General features: G+C 72.8%; 12 protein-coding genes and 1 pseudogene. 3 read left to right on the top strand and 10 right to left on the bottom strand.

Annotated features, from left to right (window positions below):
* Window positions 1-119: 119 nt before the first annotated feature.
* Window positions 120-1,274: a monooxygenase gene (locus AB0J72_RS27845; RefSeq protein ID WP_363403562.1), complete on the top strand. Its 1,155-nt coding sequence runs from the start codon at window positions 120-122 to the stop codon at window positions 1,272-1,274.
* Between the two features lie 27 nt (window positions 1,275-1,301).
* On the opposite strand, the gene AB0J72_RS27850 is transcribed toward AB0J72_RS27845, so the two are convergent.
* The 4 genes from AB0J72_RS27850 to AB0J72_RS27865 all read right to left on the bottom strand — a co-directional run bounded on the left by AB0J72_RS27850 (window position 1,302) and on the right by AB0J72_RS27865 (window position 4,375).
* Window positions 1,302-2,297: a universal stress protein gene (locus AB0J72_RS27850; protein ID WP_363403563.1), complete on the bottom strand. Its 996-nt coding sequence runs from the start codon at window positions 2,295-2,297 to the stop codon at window positions 1,302-1,304.
* Between the two features lie 94 nt (window positions 2,298-2,391).
* Window positions 2,392-2,745: a GlsB/YeaQ/YmgE family stress response membrane protein gene (locus AB0J72_RS27855; RefSeq protein ID WP_344498082.1), complete on the bottom strand. Its 354-nt coding sequence runs from the start codon at window positions 2,743-2,745 to the stop codon at window positions 2,392-2,394.
* Window positions 2,746-2,825: 80 nt separating this feature from the next.
* Window positions 2,826-3,359 carry a YciI family protein gene (locus AB0J72_RS27860; protein ID WP_363403565.1) on the bottom strand — a complete coding sequence of 178 codons (534 nt, stop codon included), beginning with the start codon at window positions 3,357-3,359 and terminating at the stop codon, window positions 2,826-2,828.
* A 23-nt stretch (window positions 3,360-3,382) separates the two neighbouring features.
* Window positions 3,383-4,375 carry a PAS domain-containing sensor histidine kinase gene (locus tag AB0J72_RS27865; RefSeq protein ID WP_363403567.1) on the bottom strand — a complete coding sequence of 331 codons (993 nt, stop codon included), beginning with the start codon at window positions 4,373-4,375 and terminating at the stop codon, window positions 3,383-3,385.
* A 114-nt stretch (window positions 4,376-4,489) separates the two neighbouring features.
* Here AB0J72_RS27865 and AB0J72_RS27870 point away from each other — a divergent pair, with 114 nt between their 5' ends.
* Window positions 4,490-5,713 carry an ROK family transcriptional regulator gene (locus AB0J72_RS27870; RefSeq protein ID WP_363403569.1) on the top strand — a complete coding sequence of 408 codons (1,224 nt, stop codon included), beginning with the start codon at window positions 4,490-4,492 and terminating at the stop codon, window positions 5,711-5,713.
* Between the two features lie 267 nt (window positions 5,714-5,980).
* On the opposite strand, the gene AB0J72_RS27875 is transcribed toward AB0J72_RS27870, so the two are convergent.
* The 4 genes from AB0J72_RS27875 to sthA form a co-directional block, all read right to left on the bottom strand.
* On the bottom strand, window positions 5,981-7,231 hold the full coding sequence (locus tag AB0J72_RS27875; RefSeq protein ID WP_363403571.1) for a pyridoxal phosphate-dependent aminotransferase family protein: 1,251 nt from the start codon (window positions 7,229-7,231) through the stop codon (window positions 5,981-5,983).
* A gap of 23 nt (window positions 7,232-7,254) precedes the next feature.
* The gene (locus AB0J72_RS27880; RefSeq protein ID WP_363403573.1) at window positions 7,255-10,278 is read right to left on the bottom strand and encodes an EAL domain-containing protein; all 3,024 of its coding nucleotides are present in this window, start codon (window positions 10,276-10,278) and stop codon (window positions 7,255-7,257) included.
* A 2,338-nt stretch (window positions 10,279-12,616) separates the two neighbouring features.
* Window positions 12,617-14,116, bottom strand: coding sequence for an NTF2-like N-terminal transpeptidase domain-containing protein (locus tag AB0J72_RS27885; protein ID WP_363403575.1), 1,500 nt, complete (start codon window positions 14,114-14,116; stop codon window positions 12,617-12,619).
* A 104-nt stretch (window positions 14,117-14,220) separates the two neighbouring features.
* Window positions 14,221-15,624, bottom strand: a complete 1,404-nt coding sequence (gene sthA / locus AB0J72_RS27890) for a Si-specific NAD(P)(+) transhydrogenase (protein ID WP_363403577.1) — start codon at window positions 15,622-15,624, stop codon at window positions 14,221-14,223.
* A 62-nt stretch (window positions 15,625-15,686) separates the two neighbouring features.
* Between sthA and AB0J72_RS27895 the strand changes: the two genes are divergently transcribed.
* Complete coding sequence (locus AB0J72_RS27895; protein WP_363403579.1) at window positions 15,687-16,202, top strand: type II toxin-antitoxin system PemK/MazF family toxin; 516 nt, start codon at window positions 15,687-15,689, stop codon at window positions 16,200-16,202.
* A 34-nt stretch (window positions 16,203-16,236) separates the two neighbouring features.
* Here AB0J72_RS27895 and AB0J72_RS27900 read toward each other — a convergent pair whose 3' ends face one another.
* Both AB0J72_RS27900 and AB0J72_RS27905 read right to left on the bottom strand, forming a co-directional pair.
* On the bottom strand, window positions 16,237-16,899 hold the full coding sequence (locus AB0J72_RS27900; protein ID WP_363403580.1) for a hypothetical protein: 663 nt from the start codon (window positions 16,897-16,899) through the stop codon (window positions 16,237-16,239).
* A 62-nt stretch (window positions 16,900-16,961) separates the two neighbouring features.
* Window positions 16,962-17,463: pseudogene (locus tag AB0J72_RS27905) on the bottom strand (hypothetical protein); the annotation flags it as partial.

The raw sequence follows: 17,463 nt of genomic DNA on the forward strand, positions 1-17,463 counted from the left end.
CCCATCGAGTCGATTGACCCCGAGGGGCACTATCAGGGAGAACCCCGGATGTGTCGCCCGAATCCGGAGAGAATCATCAACATCGATTCATAACCGGCGCCGTCCACGGGGAGGCAACGATGAAGAGGCTGGTCGCGCTCGCGGCGGTGGTCCTGCTCACGGCGTGTGGCGGGCCGAAGGACCCGGTGTCGGCACCGTCGGCCGCGGCGCCGGCGAGCGGGGCGCACAGCGGGCACCTCTCCGCGCCGCCCGCCGAGCCGCTCCGGGCCGGGGAACGCTTCCAGAGCCTGTCGATGCCGGCGTCGTACACGCCGAAGGCACCGAACGGCGGCACCGACGAGTACCGGTGCTTCCTGGTCGACCCGAAGCTGACGAGCGAGGCGTACCTGACGGGCAGCCAGTTCCTGCCGCAGAACGCCGACATCGTGCACCACGCGATCTTCTTCCGCATCGCGCCCGGCTCCGCCGACGAGGCCCGCAGGCTCGACGCCGGCACGCCCGGCGACGGCTGGACGTGCTTCGGCGACTCGGGCGTCGAGGGCGGCACGTGGGTCGCGTCCTGGGCACCGGGCGCCAACGAGACGCTCCTCGCGCCCGACCTCGGCTACCAGATGCCGCCCGGCAGCCTCGTCGTCATGCAGATCCACTACAACCTGCTCGCCACCGGCGGCCGGGCCGGCGGCGCGGACCGGTCCAGCATCCGCCTGCGGCTCAACGACACCACCTCGGCGATGACACCGCTGCAGACGTCGCTGCTGCCGGCGCCGATCGAGCTGCCGTGCACGTCGGCCGAGTCGGGCCCGCTGTGCGACCGCGCCGCGGCCGTCGCCGACGTCGGCAAGCGCTTCGGCGAGGAGATCGGCGGCCAGGCCGACCGGCTGCTGCGGCTGTGCGCGAAGGGCGCCCCGCCGGCCGCGGGCCCGACCCAGCACTGCGACCGTCCCGTGCCCAGCAGGTCCACGGTGTACGCGGTGGCGGGCCACATGCACCTGCTGGGCCGCTCCATCAAGATCGAGCTCAACCCCGGCCGGTCCGGCGCGCAGACGCTGCTCGACGTCCCCCGGTACAACTTCGACGACCAGGCGATCCACCCGCTCGCCAAGCCCGTCGTCGTGCAGCCGGGCGACACGCTGCGGGTCACCTGCACCCACGACGCGGCCCTGCGCGGCCAGCTGCCACAGCTGAAGGGCACCGCGCCCCGTTACGTGGTCTGGGGCGACGGCACCAGCGACGAGATGTGCCTCGGCCTCGTCATCATGACTCCCAGCGCCTGACGTCCGGCCACCCCGGTGGGGGTACGGTCACACGCTGCGGGTGACGAGGACGGGGCTCGCGGCGTGGTGGACGATGAGCTGGGTGCGGGGGTTGGGGCGGGGGTTCTCGAACCAGCTGTCCCGGTGCGCGCCCAGGACCAGCAGCAGGGCGGCGTCGGCGGCGCCGGTGAGGGCCTCCACGACCGGCTCGTCGGAGCCGGCGAAGCTGGCGTCGACGTCGCCGTGCAGGCGCAGCCACGGGGTCAGCTCGGCGTGGACGGCGGCGTGCGACCGGGCCCGCCCGGCGTGCAGGGCGACCATCGGGACGTGCCGGGACAGGGCCTCGTCGTAGGCGAACTCGAGCGCGCGCCAGGCCGACGGTGAGCCGTCGACGCCGACCACGACCGGCGCGGTGCCCGGCAGGGCCGTCATCGGGTCGGCGCCGGGGCCGGCCAGGTCCGGGCCGGGCCGGCCACCGACGTGCCGCACGCCGCCGCGGCGCGGGACCGGGCTGACCGGGCTGGGCCCGTACCTCGTCTGGCCGCTCCCGGCCGCGGCGTGACCGGCACCGCTGCCGAAGTGCGGTGACAGCTCCGGCATGCTCAGGAACTGGCTGGGTTCGGGCAGCTCGGGGGTCGGGGGTCCGGCGGCGGACTCGGGGATCCAGCGTTCGCCGCGGTTGACGACGAGGACGGGGCAGTGGGCATACGCGGCGAGCTGGGCGCAGACCGACGAGTTCAGCTGGCCGCCGTCGTGCGTCCTGCCGCCGATCGCCACCAGGCTCGCGGACCGGGACTGCTCCTGCAGGACCCGGCCCGGGCGGCCGCCCACCGTGACCGTCTCCACCGAGATGCCCGGCTGCCAGGCCCGGGCGTCGTCGGCCGCGTCGAGGACGATCCCCTGCCCGTCGGCGTGGCCTTCCCAGCTCATCGCGTGCACGATCCGCAGCGTCCGGCCGTGGCGGGCGGCCTCGTCGGCGGCCCACCGCACCGCGCCGAGACTCGCCATGGACCCGTCGACGCCGGCGACCACTGGTCTGTCCATGCATCCAACGTCCCTCGCCGGACAGGCATCGACCACCCCTCGGGATGAGGAAACCGGCCCGGACGACGGACGGGCACAGGCCGCGCGGGGCTGCCTAGTCCTCGGCCTTCTTGCGGCGGCGCGGGCGGCTGGCGCGCTTGCGGGGCTTCGGGTTGCCGGAGGCGAGCCTGGTGTAGGTCAGCATGTTGGCCAGCCCGATGCCGATCGTCGCGAACAGCACCTGGATGCCCAGCTCCCACCAGCTCCACTCGATCTTCCAGAGCTTCACGAGGGCCTTGTCGTCGACGTTGACGAGCTCGGCGACCAGCGTGCCGAGCAGGGCCGCGCCCACACCGATGAGGAACGTGATGAACAGGCCGATCGACTGGCGGCCCGGCAGGACCAGCCGGCCGAGGACACCGATGAGCAGACCGATCGGGATGGCGCTCAAAAAGTCGTTGATGTGCATGGCACCCGCGCTCTCCTCGCGTTGAAGCAATCGACCGGCACCGTACACGTCCGCGGCAAGATCCGCAGGATTGGGAGCCGCTACCGGCGGCCGCCCATCTGCCACGGGTGGATCTCGACCTCCTCGTAGCCGCCCGGCAGGAAGGACTCGTCGGCCCGCGACGCCTCGACCAGCAGGGCGGTGCCGAGCCAGCCGCCGTCCTCGTGCGAGAACAGCTCGCCGCGGGCCAGGGTGCCGGGCCTCGGCGGCGCGGCGGCGGAGGGGGACGCGCCGCGGGTGGCGTGGCCGATGAGCAGGAAACCGGAGCCCTCGCCGGAGGCGTGCTGCCACATGGTGCCGCCGAGGGTGTCCTCGTACCGCAGCAGCAGGACGGGATCGTAGACGCCGGCCCGGTAGTTGGGCTCGTCGAACGCGAACGCCCGGGCGGCGGCCAGGTCCGGCAGGTCGACGATGTGGATGCTGCCGGTCGCCTCGTTGCGGTCCTCGCTCAGCGTCGGGCCGCGGGCGGTGAGCTCCTTGACGTAGCCGTCCATGTACGCCCAGTGCTTCTCGACGAGCTCCTCGCGCAGGGGCCCGGTGCCGGGGACATCGATGCCCCATACGAAGTGCAGCATGGTGCCGCAGTCTTCCATGCCTGTTAACCAGGCAGATGCGCGGCCAGCACCGTGGCGCCTTCCGGGTCTGTATCGGTGGTCAGCCGGCCGCCGTGCCGGGCGACGATGGCGCGGCACAGCATCAGCGCGGTCGAGTCGTGCCGGACGCCGTCGCCGGTCAGCGGGGACGACGTGAAGAGCCGGTCGCCGCCGCGGCCGCCGATGGGCACGGTGACCCGCCAGCCGCCGCCGGTGGCCGTGACGCCGACGGTGAGCAGCGCGCCCGGCTCGGCCGCGGCGAGCCCGATCCCGATCATGGCGTCGACCAGCCGGCGCAGCAGCACCCGCTCGCCCTGCACGGTGGCGTCGGGGTCGGCGTGGGCGGTCAGGTGCACGGCGGCGGCCTTCGCGGCACCGGTCCAGCCGGGCAGCGCCTCGGCGACGACCCCCTCCAGCTGCACTTTTTCGCCGGTACCGGTGGGCGCGGCGTTCTCGATGCGGGCCAGCTCCGTCACGTTGTCGATGAGGCCCAGCAGCCGCTGCGCGTTGCGGGCGACCGCCGCGACCGGCGCGGCGAGCGGGTCCGGCTCGGTCACCTCCTCGCCCAGCAGCTCCGACATCGCGGCGATCGACGTGACGGGGGTGCGCAGCTCGTGCGACACGGCCGCGGTGAACTCGGCCTTCATCGCGACCAGCTCGGCGAGGGCCCGGTTCTGCCGGCGGAGCCTGGCCCGGTCGGCTATGCGGTGCGACACGTCCCGCAGCACCAGGCAGCGCCCCTCGTGCGGGGTGCCGGGCAGCAGCGGGCCGCTCCAGCTCCACTCGACGACCAGCCCGGGCCGCGGCGACCAGCGGCCGCTGTCCTCGGCCGCCATCGCCGCGACGGTGTCGCCGACCTTCTTCCCGGTCGCCTGCTCGCCGAGGAGGTCGCGGGTCGCCTGATTGGCCGCCACGACGGTGCCGTCGGCGCTGGTGACGAGCAGCCCGGTGCCGAGCTGGTCCAGCGCCGCCGCCAGCAGCTCCGGATCGACCGTCATCCTCTTGACCCGCTTTTCGTCGCTTTGCCCCCGTTAGCGAGTTTAAGTGACAGCCACCCGACCGCGCGTGGCGATTGACACCCGCCGACGGGCGCCCATACGGTTCGAGCCACCATGACGCACCTCGGCGGATCGTCCAAGCTGCTCAGAGCCATGAACGACGCGGCGGCCCTGAGTCACGTCCTCGAACGCGGCCCGCTCACGCGCGGAGACCTGCGTGAGCTCACCGGCCTGTCCAAGCCCACGATCTCCGAGGCGCTGCGCCGGCTCACCGAGGCGAAGCTCGTCACGGTCGTCGGCTACGTCAGCGCCGGCCCCGGCCCCAACGCCGAGGTGTACGCGGTGAACCCCGACGCGGCGTACTCCGTCGCGCTGTCCGTGCGCGACCGGACCTTCGGCGAGTCGTCCGACTCGTCGCTGCCGGCCGTCACGGCCGCGGTCACCGACCTCGCGGGCGCCGTCCGTGGCCGGCTCGACCTGGCCGTGGACTTCACCCGTACCGACCCCGTCTCCGCCGTCGTGGACGCCGTCCAGGACGTGTGCAAGGAGGCCCGGATCGCGCCGGACCCCGTCGCGCAGGTGCAGATCGCGGTCGCCGGGTCGTTCGACCCGCGCACCGACGTCCTGCACCACGTGGAGGTCCCCGGCTGGAGTCGCCCCGGGCTCATCGACGACCTGCGCCGCCGCCTCGGCGTCCCCGTCGGCGTCGACAACGACGTCAACCTGGCCGCCGTCGCCGAACGCGCCCACGGCGCCGGCCGCGACGCGGAGAGCTTCGCCCTGCTGTGGCTCGGCGAGGCGGGCCTCGGCCTCGCCATCGACCTCGGCGGCACCCTGCTGCGCGGCGCCCGCGGCGGCGCCGGCGAGATCGGCTACATGCCGATGATGCTGCCCGGCGTCACCGGCGGCCGCGGCTTCACCGGCCGCGTCGACTTCCAGGACCTCGTCGGCGGCGGCGCCGTGCTCGACCTGGCCGCCGAGTACGGCATCCGGGAGCGCACCGCCGCCGGCACCATGGCCACCGCCGTCGCCCGCGCCGCCAACCGCGACGACGCCGCCCGCAGCTTCGTCACCACCCTCGCCGGCCGGATCGCGATCGGCCTGTCGGCCGTCGTCGCCGTCCTCGACCCGCCGCTCGTCGTCATCGGCGGCGAGGTCGGCCAGGCGGGCGGCCCCGTCCTGAGCACCGCGGTCGCGACCGCCCTGGCCGAGGCCGCGCCGCTGGAGACGTCGATCGCCACCAGCACCCTCACCGACGACGCCGCCCTCCTCGGCGCCCAGGAAGCCGGCCGCTCCGCCGTCCGCGACTCGATCCTCGCCACCCTCCGCCGCCCCTAAGTCGGATTCGCCAGCGCCCAATTCCATGATCCGGAAGACTTTTTGCTGCCAGAGCGACACAAAGTCTTCCGGATCATGAGAAACCACCGCGACCTAGCGCCGCTCGCTTCCAATGCCGGACATTCCGGGTTTGAGATGAAGAACGTGCAGCACTGAGCTGCCATACCCGCCCGCCCCATGATCCGGTAAAGGTTGCGCACCCCTGGGTGCACAAGGTCTTCCGGATCATGGAGCAGCCCGGCCAGCGCGGTGGGGGGAGTTACGGCGTCAGCTGGCGCTGGTTTCGCGGGCGGACTGGAAGACGTCGGCGGCGGCCAGGTCGGTGATGGCGGCGTTCAGCTCGTCGATCTGGGCGTCGGTGTTGGCGGCCGTCACCTGCACGCGGAAGCCCACCTGGTCGCGGGGCACCCCGGGGTACGGGGCGAGGGTCACGAACAGCCCGCGGTCCCACAGCTGCTCCGACACCTCGACCAGGTCGCGGTCCAGGGCGATCGGCAGCTCGATGATGGGCGTGTCGTCGACGTTCGGGGTGAAGACGCCCAGGCCGCGGACGTGCTGCAGGACCCTGGTGGACATGCGGTGCAGGTCGGCGCGGAGCTTGTCGCCGCGGTCGGCGTTGACGTCGAAGCCCGCCAGGACGGTGGCGAGGGACGCGGTCGGGGACGGGCCGGAGTACAGGTACGGGGCGGCCGACGCCTTCAGGCGGTTCTTCAGGACCGTCGGCACCGCGAGGAACGCCAGCAGCGACGAGTACGCCTTGGAGAAGCCGCCGACGAGCACCAGGTCGTCGTAGGACTCGCCGAAGTAGCGCACGATGCTGTTGCCGCCGGCGCCGTAGGGCGACGTCTCGTCGTCGGTGCGGGAGCCGATGACGCCGAAGCCGTGCGCGTCGTCGACGTACAGCACGGCACCGTGGGCGCGGCACAGCGACAGGTACTCGGCGATGCGCGGGATGTTGCCGGTCATGCTGTTGACGCCGTCCATGCAGACCAGGACCGGCCCGGGCAGGTCGGAGGCGAGCAGCGAGGCGAGCTCGTCGATCGTCTTGAACCGTTTCAAGGTTGCGCCGAGACCACGGGCGTGGACGCAGCCGTCCCAGATGGTCTTGTGGGCACGGGCGTCGACGAGCATCGTGCCCTGCTGGACCAGGACCGGGATGACCGACAGGTGGATCTGGGTGATGGTGGGCAGGACCAGGGTGTCCGGGGCGCCCAGCAGGTCCGCGAGGCGCTCCTCGATCTGCGGGTACAGCGCCGGGTTCCCCAGCATCCGGGACCAGCTCGGGTGGGTGCCCCAGCGGCGCAGCTGCGCCTCCACGGCGTCGATGATCTGCGGCTCGAGGTCGAAGCCCAGGTAGTTGCACGACGCCCAGTCGGTGAGCCAGTGGTCCCCGACGCGGATGCGGCGGCCGTCGATCTCGTCGATGACGGCGTCGTAGTAGCGACTGCTGGCGCGCAGGTGGGCGATACCGCTGAACCGGGGGTCGTCGTCGACAGCGGCGGCGAGGTGTTCGAGCACAAATCCTCCGAGGGCCGTGGTGCTTAGGCCGCCGTCTGACTTCCCCGTTGAAGCCCCGACGCTTCCTCCAACAACCATTGACTCGCGTCACCGTAGCTCAACGGCCGCGAGAACAAGTACCCCTGCCCGAGATGGCAACCCATCGTCATGAGGAGATCACGTTCGGCCGACGTCTCGATACCTTCAGCTACAATCTGCAACTGCAGAATCGCTGCGAGCTGCACAATCATGTCGACGACGGCGTGCTGCTCGGCCGAGGACGCGATGGTGTCGATGAAGCTCTTGTCGAGCTTCAGCACGTCCACCGGGAGGCGGCGCAGGTAGGACAGCGACGAGAAGCCGGTGCCGAAGTCGTCGATGGCGATCCGTACGCCGGCCTCGCGCAGCGCGGCGAGCTCGGCGGTGACGTCACCGTCGTCGTGCAGCAGGAGGCTCTCGGTCATCTCCAGCAGCAGGCTCGCCGGCGGCAGACCCATCCGGTCGATCTCGTCCAGCACCCAGCGGGCGAAGCCCTGCTCGCGGCCGCGGAACTGGCGGGCGGAGACGTTGACCGACACGTACACCTCCTCGCCGGGGTGCAGCAGGCGCCACTGCGCGGCGGCCTCGACGGCGTTGCGCAGCACCCACGCGCCGAGGGGCACGATGAGGCCGCTCTCCTCCGCGACGGAGATGAACTCGGCCGGCGACACCATGCCGCGGGTCGGGTGGTTCCAGCGGACGAGCGCCTCGAAGCCGTGCGTACGGCCGTCGCTGATCGCCACGATCGGCTGGAAGTGCAGCAGGAACGCGCCGTCGGCGATCGCCCGGTCCAGGTCGGCGCGCAGCTTGTGCCGCTCCACGACGGCGCTGTGCAGCGACGACTCGTAGCGCCGCCAGCGGTCCTTGCCGGCGTCCTTCGCGACGTAGACGGCGAGGTCGGCGTGGCGCAGCAGGTCCTGCGCGTCGGCCGCCTCCGCGGTCGTGGACACGCCGATGCTGGCGGACGCGGTGACCTCGCCGTGCGGCAGCTCGAACGGCGCGGCGAAGCTGGCGAGGACCTTCTCCGCGACGCGTTCGACGTCGGCGGCGCTGCCGGCCCGGCGGACCAGGGCCGCGAACTCGTCGCCGCCGAGCCGGGCTACGGTGCCGGCCGCGCCGTAGGAGCCGTCGACGGCCCGCAGCGCCTCGGTGAGCCGGTTGCCGACCGCGACGAGCAGCGCGTCGCCGGCGCCGTGGCCGAGGGTGTCGTTGACCACCTTGAAGTCGTCGAGCTCCATGATGAGCACGCCGACGGTCGCGCCGCTCTCCGCGCCGGAGCTGACCGCCTCCTGCACGCGGGCGAGGAACACCTCCCGGTTCGGCAGGCCGGTCAGCGCGTCGAAGGTGGCTCGCTGGTACAGCTCCGCCTGCAGCCGGCTGCGTTCGGTGACGTCGCGGAGGGTGACGACGACGCCGCCGACGGTCGGCTCGCCGCGCAGGTCCCGGAACGTCGCCTCGACCAGCGCGGGCCGCCCGTCGGCGCCGACGACCCGCAGGTCGTCGCCGGGCCGGTCGACGCCCCGCGTGCGCAGCTCGTGCAGCCGCCGGTCGACCTCGACGACGCTCTCCTTCGCGAACGCCATCGGCAGCGGCGTGCCGTCGAGCTCGTCGCTGCCGAACAGGGCGAGGGCGGACGGGCTCGCGTACCGGATCTGGTCGTGGTCGCCGACGATGAGGATGACGTCGGCGGTGTTGAGCACGAGGGTGCGGAAGTACGCCTCGCTGTTGCGCCGGCCGATCTCCTCGCCGAGCGCGATCCGCTCCAGGGCGAGGGCAGCCTGGGTGGCGAGGATCTGCGCGGCCTCCTGCACGCCGACGAGCGTGACCTCGTCGGCGGCGACGTACAGCGCCCGCCCGGACTCGCGGCCCTCCACCGGCGCCAGGGGGCAGCACAGCGTGACCTCGAAGTCGCCGAGCTCCTCGGCGAGCGACGGGGCCAGCTTCCGCGTGTACGGCATCGACACGGCACCGTCGGCCGCGCCGGTCGTGTCGCCCATGGGCGCGAGCACGACCCGGTGCGGCCGGCCGAGCGGCAGCAGCTCGGCGATCGCGGTCCGCACCGTCGCGGTGACGCCCGGCTCGTCGGTCGCCATGAGCAGCGCCGCACCGGCCCGCCGCAGCCGCCGCTCCCGCTGCGCGGCCCGCCGCTGGACGTTGATCGCGCGGCCGAGGCGCAGCAGGACCATCCCGGACAGCAGCGCCGACGAGCCGGCGATGACCGTGGCGTCGCGGACCTCGCCGCCGCGCATCTCGAAGTACAGGACACACGGCGCGATGAACAGGGACAGGCCGAGCATGAGCAGGCGGCCGAAGTGCTCCTCACCGGCGCGGTGGACCTTCGGCTCGGTGAGGTCCCGCATCGACGGGTGCAGCGCCGCGAAGCCCCACAGGACGTAGAACGTGGCCCAGCCGAGGTCCACCGGGCCGCCGGTCTCCCAGACGCCGTTGAGCTGTTTCAGCCCGTACCCGACGTCGGCGCTGAGCAGGCCGATCCCGCCGGCGGCCAGCAGCAGCAACGCGGAGCCGCGCCGCACCGCGGTGATCAGCCGCGCACCGACGGCGAGCACGAGGATGTCGGCGAGCGGGTAGGCGATGGAGATGCTCTTCTCCAGCACCGACAGCGCGGGATCCTCGACGTATGGCCGGATCAGGAAGATGTACGACAGCAGCCCGAGCCCGGCGGTGACGGTGACGGCGTCGTAGAGCCCGTTCGGGTCACGGCTGGCCACACCCATGCGGATCAGCCCCACCATGGCGGCGGCGATCAGCAGGTAGACGGCGAGGTAGAAGCCGTCGGCAACGGACGGGAACCCGCGCTTGTCCAGCACGACCGTGAGGACGTCGGCGATGAGGTCGCCGGTGATGAACGACGCGACGGCGCCCGCGAGCAGGAACCACGGGGCGCGCCGGCGGGGCTTGTGCAGGTGGACGCCGGTCAGGATGGCCGCGACGCTGGTGAGGCCGATCGCCGACCACAGAATCAGGTGCAGCGCGGGCAGCGCGAAGTTGGCCGCCACGAGGACAGCCATGATCCCGCAGTAGCCGGCCAGCACCCTACGCGGCGACACGCATCCCTCCCGACCGTCACGGTGGCGGCCCCGACGCTACCCAGTGACACCCGTAAACGCCCCATCGGCGTGGGGCAGGTCCTATTTAGGCTTTTTGGCGAGGGGAGCCATCGGCCTGCCCTCACCGTAGATTGTTTGCTGCCTAATGAGGAATACCTTGCAAGGACATGCCACCACGTCCTGACCAGCCGCTTTGCGTCAATCGAGCGCTTTGCGAAGTTCGTCGCACACGCACCCGTACACGGTGCGATCACCCCCTCTACGGTCCGCATCCGTTCACGAGTTCATTCACTTCATTCGGCAAAAGGTAACTTTCACGCCATATTCCCCACCGCCCAGCCGCCCCACCGCCACCTCCCAGCACCCCTGCAGCAACTCCCTGCGCTTCCCTGCGCTTCCCGACGCTTCCTGGCACCTCGCGGCGACATGCGGCACGACGGCAAGCAGCACGGTCAAGGCGGGACGAGCGGCACGACGGCACGCAGCACGGTCAGGGCGAGACGAGCGGCACTCCCCCGGCCACCCACGCTCCGAGCAGCGCCGGCGCCGCCAGCCTCGCCGCCAGGGACGCCAGCGACATGACCGTGGCCCATGCCCGCCGCCGATCACACTCAGGCGAGGCAGCGGCATCCATGGACGGCAGGCGCGGCGCGACGGCTGCCGCGCATCGGCAGACGGCGACGCCCTCCCGGCCGACCAGGGGCGTAGCCACCGACCAGGAACGGCAACACGGCAGCGCCAGCCGCGGGCACCCACGCGACCGGTCCAGCCGCGGACACCCCCGCACGACCGGCCCGGCCGCGTCGACGCGCGCTCAGCGGCACCGCGTCCCTCAGTAGCGACCGCAGCCCGACCCGCCCGACGAACCGACGGGCCGGGTCGTGTCCGTGCCGCATCAACCGAACGGCGCGCGGCGCGCTCCTCAGGCGCTCCGTGCCTTCAAGACAGCCTCGGCGACCGGATCGACGCCGTCGACGTAGAGGCAGCACGCGACGCCACCGCGCACCGGCAGACGCGACATTCGCCCTGCAGACCAGGGCGTAGCCGCCGACCGCGAAACAGCACGGCGGCACCGACCGCGGGCACCCACGCGACCAGTCCGGCCACGTCGACTCGTGTGCAGCGGACACAACGGCACCCCGTCCACCAGCAGCGCCCGCAGCCCGACCCGACCCGGCCGAACAGGGCGAAGCCGCCGACCGGAACGACAGCACGGCGACGCCCGCCGAGGCACCCGCGCGACCGGGCCGGCGGCATCGACGCGCGCACAGCAGACACAACGGCACCGCATCCGCCAGTAGCGACCGCAACTCGACCAGCCGACCAGGGCAAAGCCTCTTACCGGGAACGGCAGCACAGACAGCGCCACCACGGGCACCCGCGCGACCGGGTCCGGCCGCGTCGGCACACGCACAGCGGACACAACGGCACCACGTCCGCTAGCAGCGACCGCAGCCCGACCCGCCCGACGAACCGACGGGCCGGGTCGTGTCCGTGCCGCATCAACCGAACGGCGCGCGGCGCGCTCCTCAGGCGCTCCGTGCCTTCAAGACAGCCTCGGCGACCGGATCGACGCCGTCGACGTAGAGGCAGCACGCGACGCCACCGCGCACCGGCAGACGCGACATTCGCCCTGCAGACCAGGGCGTAGCCGCCGACCGCAAAACAGCACGGCGGCACCGACCGCGGGCACCCACGCGACCAGTCCGGCCACGTCGACTCGTGTGCAGCGGACACAGCGGCACCGCGTCCACCAGCAGCGCCCGCAGCCCGACCCGCCCCGGCCGACCAGGGCGCAGCCACCGACCAGCAGCACGGCGACGCCAGCCGCGGGCACCCTCGCGCGACCGGCCCGACTGCAAGCACACGCGACCAGTCCGGCCACGTCGACTCGTGTGCAGCGGACACAGCGGCACCGCGTCCACCAGCAGCGCCCGCAGCCCGACCCGCCCCGGCCGACCGGGGCGTAGCCGCCGACCGGAACGACAGCACGGCGACGCCCGCCGGGGTCCCGCGCGACCGGGCCGGCCGCGTCGACGCGCGTCCAGCAGACACAACGGCACCGCGTCCGTCAGCAGCGGCCGCAACCCGACCCGCCGACCAAGGCTCAACCGCCGACCGGGAACAGCAGCACCGCAGCGCTGGACGCAGGCACCCGCGCAACCGGGCCGGCCGCCTCAACGCGGGTCCGGCGGGCACAGCGGGACCGCGTCGGCCGGCAGTGCTCGCGGCACCACCCGCCCAGGCGAACCGGTGGGGCGTGTCGTGCCCCGGCCGTGTCAACCGAGCGGCGTGGGTCTCAGGTGGTTAAGGATTTCAGGAAGGCGTCGGCGATCGGGGCGGTGACGTCCTGGCCGGCGCCTTCGACGTAGACGCAGTACGCGACGCCGCCGCGGACGCCGACGGACATGGTCGGGACGGTCAGTGTGCCTGTGACCGGTGGGCCGTCGGTGGCGGGTGGGCCGGGGGAAGGTTCGGTGAGCAGGACCGGCTGGCGCCACTGGCCCCGGGAGGCTGCGGCGGCGGCGCCCGCGTAGACGAGGGGTGAGCCGACGACGCCGGCCGCGGTGGTCTTGCCGGTGTACATGTCGGCGCCGAGCTTCCACGAAGCGCCGAAACCGGCCGCGGCGGCGTCGATGCCGAGCGGTGGGCTGGGCAGCTCGGCCTGGAAGGCGAGGTTGTAGCCGGCGGCGTCGGGGCCGTTGGCGGCGGCGAGCACGGCGCCGTCGGCGATCCGGATCGCGACCAGCGCGGAACGCTTCGTGGTCGCCGCCAGGGCTGCCTCCGCTGCCTGCTGCGTCTTCACCTCGATCGTCGTGCGCACCCGGGCCCCGTCGACGGCGGACGCGGTGTACAGGACCTTGTCGGCCGCCTTCGCCCCCTGTGGGTCGGCGGCCACGATCTCGACCCGGGGTGTGCCGCGCAGGGCGGTGTCGTAGCGGCGCTGCAGCCCCGTGAGCCCGGTGATGTCGCCGGCCTTCAGCACGCCGCCGCCGGCGTCGATCAGCTCCTTCGTCGCCGGGCCGGAGGTGCCCAGCAGCGCCCGCCCGAACGTGCGGGTCAGCGGCAGGGACAGGGTGCCGGTCCGGGTGGCGATCCCGTCGGTGGCGGCGAGGTCCCGCTCGATCTCGGCGTAGTCGGTCTGGCGCAGCGTGACGAGGTCGACGAACGCGTCGGGCTTCGCGGCCGCGAGCCGCCCCGGCAGCGCCGAGGTGTCGACGTCGACCCGCACGGACCGGAACACCAGGTCGAGCCGCTGGACGAGGGCGTTGACGTCGCGGACCAGCCGCGGCTCGACCCCGATGTGCACGACGGGGATCTCCGACACGATCGGCGTGCCGTCGGCGGCGAGGACGACCCCGCGGTTCGCCGGGGTGGAGCGCAGCGTCAGCCGCCGGCCGTCGGGCAGGTCGGGGTGCACGACGGCCGGGCCGAGGTAGACCGCCCACCGGTTGTCGATCCTGCGGGCGTCGACGGTCGTCTCGTACGCCCAGTGCCGGCCGTCGGGCAGCGTCCAGTCGACGCCGAGCTTGGTGCTGGCGTCGTTCTTGCGCACAGTCGCCGCGCCGCTCCTCGTCAGCGCGGGCCGGCGGGCCGCCAGGTCGCCCTCGGTGCCCGCCAGCAGCTGCTTGGCGGCGTCGGCGGCCAGGGGCTGCCCGGCGGGCGTGCGCAGCTCGACGCCCGTGAGGTCGGCCCGCTGCCACCCGGCGACGAACGCGGCGAACGGATCCTCGGCCGGCTTGTCACCCGTACAACCGGCCGAGGCAGCCAGGAGCACCGCCACCAGCACCAGCCTCACGTGTCGCAGCATGCGCGCCTTCCCCCGTGTCGTCGTCCGCCTCCCTGTAACTTCATCGGCCGGGCCCGAGGTTGGAGTTCTGCGGTGTGGTACCCGTCACACCATCACGCCGTCAGGCGCGACACCGAGCGCATCTTGTTCATCGCGTCGAGGGCGGCCACCTTGTACGACTCGGCGAGCGTCGGGTAGTTGAAGACGGCGTCGACGAGGTAGTCGACGGTGCCGCCGCAGCCCATGACGGTCTGGCCGATGTGGACGAGCTCGGTGGCCCCGGTGCCGAAGACGTGCACGCCGAGGATGCTGCGGTCCTCTGGCGAGACGATGAGCTTCAGCATGCCGTACGAGTCGCCGATGATCTGCCCGCGCGCCAGCTCGCGGTAGCGGGAGATGCCGACCTCGAACGGGATGTTGTTGTCGGTGAGGTCGTCCTCGGTACGCCCGACGAAACTGATCTCGGGAATCGTGTAGATGCCGATCGGCTGGAGCAGCTGCATGCCGCGCACCGGCTCGTCGCACGCGTGGTGGGCGGCGAGACGGCCCTGCTCCATCGAGGTCGAGGCGAGCGCCGGGAAGCCGATGATGTCGCCGACGGCGTAGATGTGCGGCACCTCGGTGCGGAAGTGCTCGTCGACGGTGATCCGGCCGCGCTTGTCGGCCTCCAGGCCAGCCTTCTCCAGGCCGATCTGGTCGGCGGCGCCCTGCCGGCCCGCGGAGTACATGACGGCGTCGGCGGCGATCCGCTTGCCGCTGGCGAGGACCGCGACGGCGGTGCGGCCGTGCCGCTCGACGGCGGCGACGGACTCGCGGAAGCGGAACGACACCGACAGGTCCCGCAGGTGGTACTTGAGCGCCTCGATGATCTCCAGGTCGCAGAAGTCGAGCATGCGGTCGCGCCGCTCGACCACGGTGACCTTGGTGCCGAGGGCGGCGAACATGGACGCGTACTCGATGCCGATGACTCCGGCGCCGACCACGACCATCGACGCGGGGATCTTGTCGATGTTGAGGATGCCGTCGGAGTCGATGATCGTCGTGTCGTCGAACTCGACGCTGTCCGGGCGGGCCGGCCGGGTGCCCGCGGCGAGAATGATCTTCTCGGCGGACACCAGCGACGAGTGCCCGTGTTCGTCGGAGATCGACAGCGTGTGCGGGTCGACGAAGACGCCGGTGCCCTGCAGCAGCTTCACCCGGTTGCGGGCCAGCTGGCTGCGGATGACCTCGATCTCCCGGCCGATCACGTGCTGCGTGCGCGCGCCCAGGTCGCCGACGGTGATGTCGTCCTTGACGCGGTAGCTCTGCCCGTACATCTCCCGCTGGCTCAGGCCGGTCAGGTAGAGCACCGCCTCGCGCAGGGTCTTGCTCGGGATGGTGCCCGTGTTGATGCAGACACCACCGATCATGTGGCGCCGCTCGACGACGGCGACCCGCCGGTCGAGCTTCGCGGCCGCGATGGCCGCCTTCTGCCCGCCGGGGCCGGAACCGAGCACGAGGACATCGAAGTCGTACATGAACGACAGTGTCCAGTGCGCTGGCAAGCGCCGTCCAGACGATCGGGACTATGGTCGTCCGCGTGAAACGACTTCTTCGCAACCTGGCTACCCGGCTCGGCGCCCGCCCGTCCGCCCCCGCGCCCACGCAGCCGGTGCCCACGCCACCCCGCTCGGCGCCGGCCGGCAGGGCGACGCTGCACAAGCCGGGACCGCCGCCGAAGCACGTCAGCGACAAGCTGCTGCAGTACGCCCCGCAGCTCGACGGCGCCGCCGACCCGGGCGAGGTCGTGTGGACGTGGGTGGAGTACGAGGACGACCCCAACCAGGGCAAGGACCGGCCGGTCCTCGTCGTCGGGCGCAAGGGCACGGAGCTCGTCGGGCTGATGCTGTCCAGCCAGAGCGAGCGCGACGGCCAGCGCAACTGGTTCGCCCTCGGGCCCGGCTCGTGGGACCGCGACCAGCGGCCCAGCTGGGTCCGCCTCGACCGGGTCCTGACCGTCGAGGAGCACGGCATCCGTCGTGAGGGCGCCATCCTCGACCGGGGGCGCTTCGACCAGATCGCCGAGCGGCTGCGCTCCTCGTACGGCTGGGACTGACGCCGCCGCCCGTCAAGGCTGGGGGCGTCGCCCGTCAGGTCTGGGGCTGGGGCTGGAACACCGGCAGCATCTTGGCCAGCTCGTCGCGCATGAGGGCGGCGGCCTCGTCGAAGCTGTCCACCACGGTGGCGGCCTCGTCGGTGCCGTCGCTGCCGACGAAGCGCCACGTGCCGTCGGTCGCCGACGCGAGGGTCGCCCGGGCGGGGGCAATGCCACGGGCGACGTCCTGCACGGTCGAGGTGTTGAACGTGGCGACGGCGGGCCGGTGCCGGTGCAGGAACCGGTCCGCGATCCCCAGCAGCGGCTCGCGCACGTCGACGTCGGCGCCGATCGGGGTGATGTCGTAGCAGCGGTACGCGCGGGCGGCGACCAGGAACCGGGTCATCTCCGCCTCGAACAGCAGCGCCCCGTCGGCGTGGTCCTCCGCGGTCAGGCCGACCTGCACGAACGCGCGCGGCCGGTGCAGCCCGGCGGCAACCGCGGCGACCGCCGGCGCCATCTCCAGCTTCTGCCCGCCGACGGGCGCGGCCAGGTGGCGCAGCAGCAGCGACCCGAGCCCGGCGCTGAGGACCGCGTCGGCCCGGTCGGCGTCGGTCAGGCCCAGCAGCCGGGGCGCCTCGCCCGGCTGGCCACCGCTGGCCAGCAGGAACGACAGTTCGGCGGCGGTCATGCTCAGCTGTTCCGTGGTCCCGTCCATGGCGTCCACTCCCGTCGCGATCGTCCGTCGTCGTGGTGCTCAACGCCGGTCGCGCGATCACGTCACGCGTTCTTGGACGAGCGGTTGTTTTTCGACTTGGTACCGGTCGGCGCCGGCGACAGGCCGCAGAACGCCTCGATCCGGTCCGCACCTCCCGCGGCGGCGGTCAGCGCGTTGAGGTCCTCGGGGTCCATCGGCTTGCGGTGCGGGTCGTCGCGGACCTTCTGCCAGTCGCTGCAGAGCTTCCGCATGTCCTTGCCGGCCGTGGCGGTCGGGGCCGCCGGGCTCGGGGTCACCGCCGGCTCGCTGGACCGCTGCGCGGCGGGCGTGCTCGGTGACACCGTCCGCACGGTCCGGGTCGGCACCGCGGGCGCGGGCGCCGGGTCGTGGTCGGGGACCTGGTCGATCCAGTCGTGCGCGGCACTTTGCAGCGGCCCGGGCAGCCTGCCGGCACCGGCGGCGACCCCGGCCCCGGCGAGCACGCCGACCGTCAGCGCCGCCGCGAGCACCGCGACCCGCCGCCTGGGCGGCCTGGCCCGCCGGTGCGCCACCGGCGCACCGGCG

This window comes from Dactylosporangium sp. NPDC049742 (assembly GCF_040674675.1).
Classification (GTDB): Bacteria; Actinomycetota; Actinomycetes; order Mycobacteriales; family Micromonosporaceae; genus Dactylosporangium; species Dactylosporangium maewongense.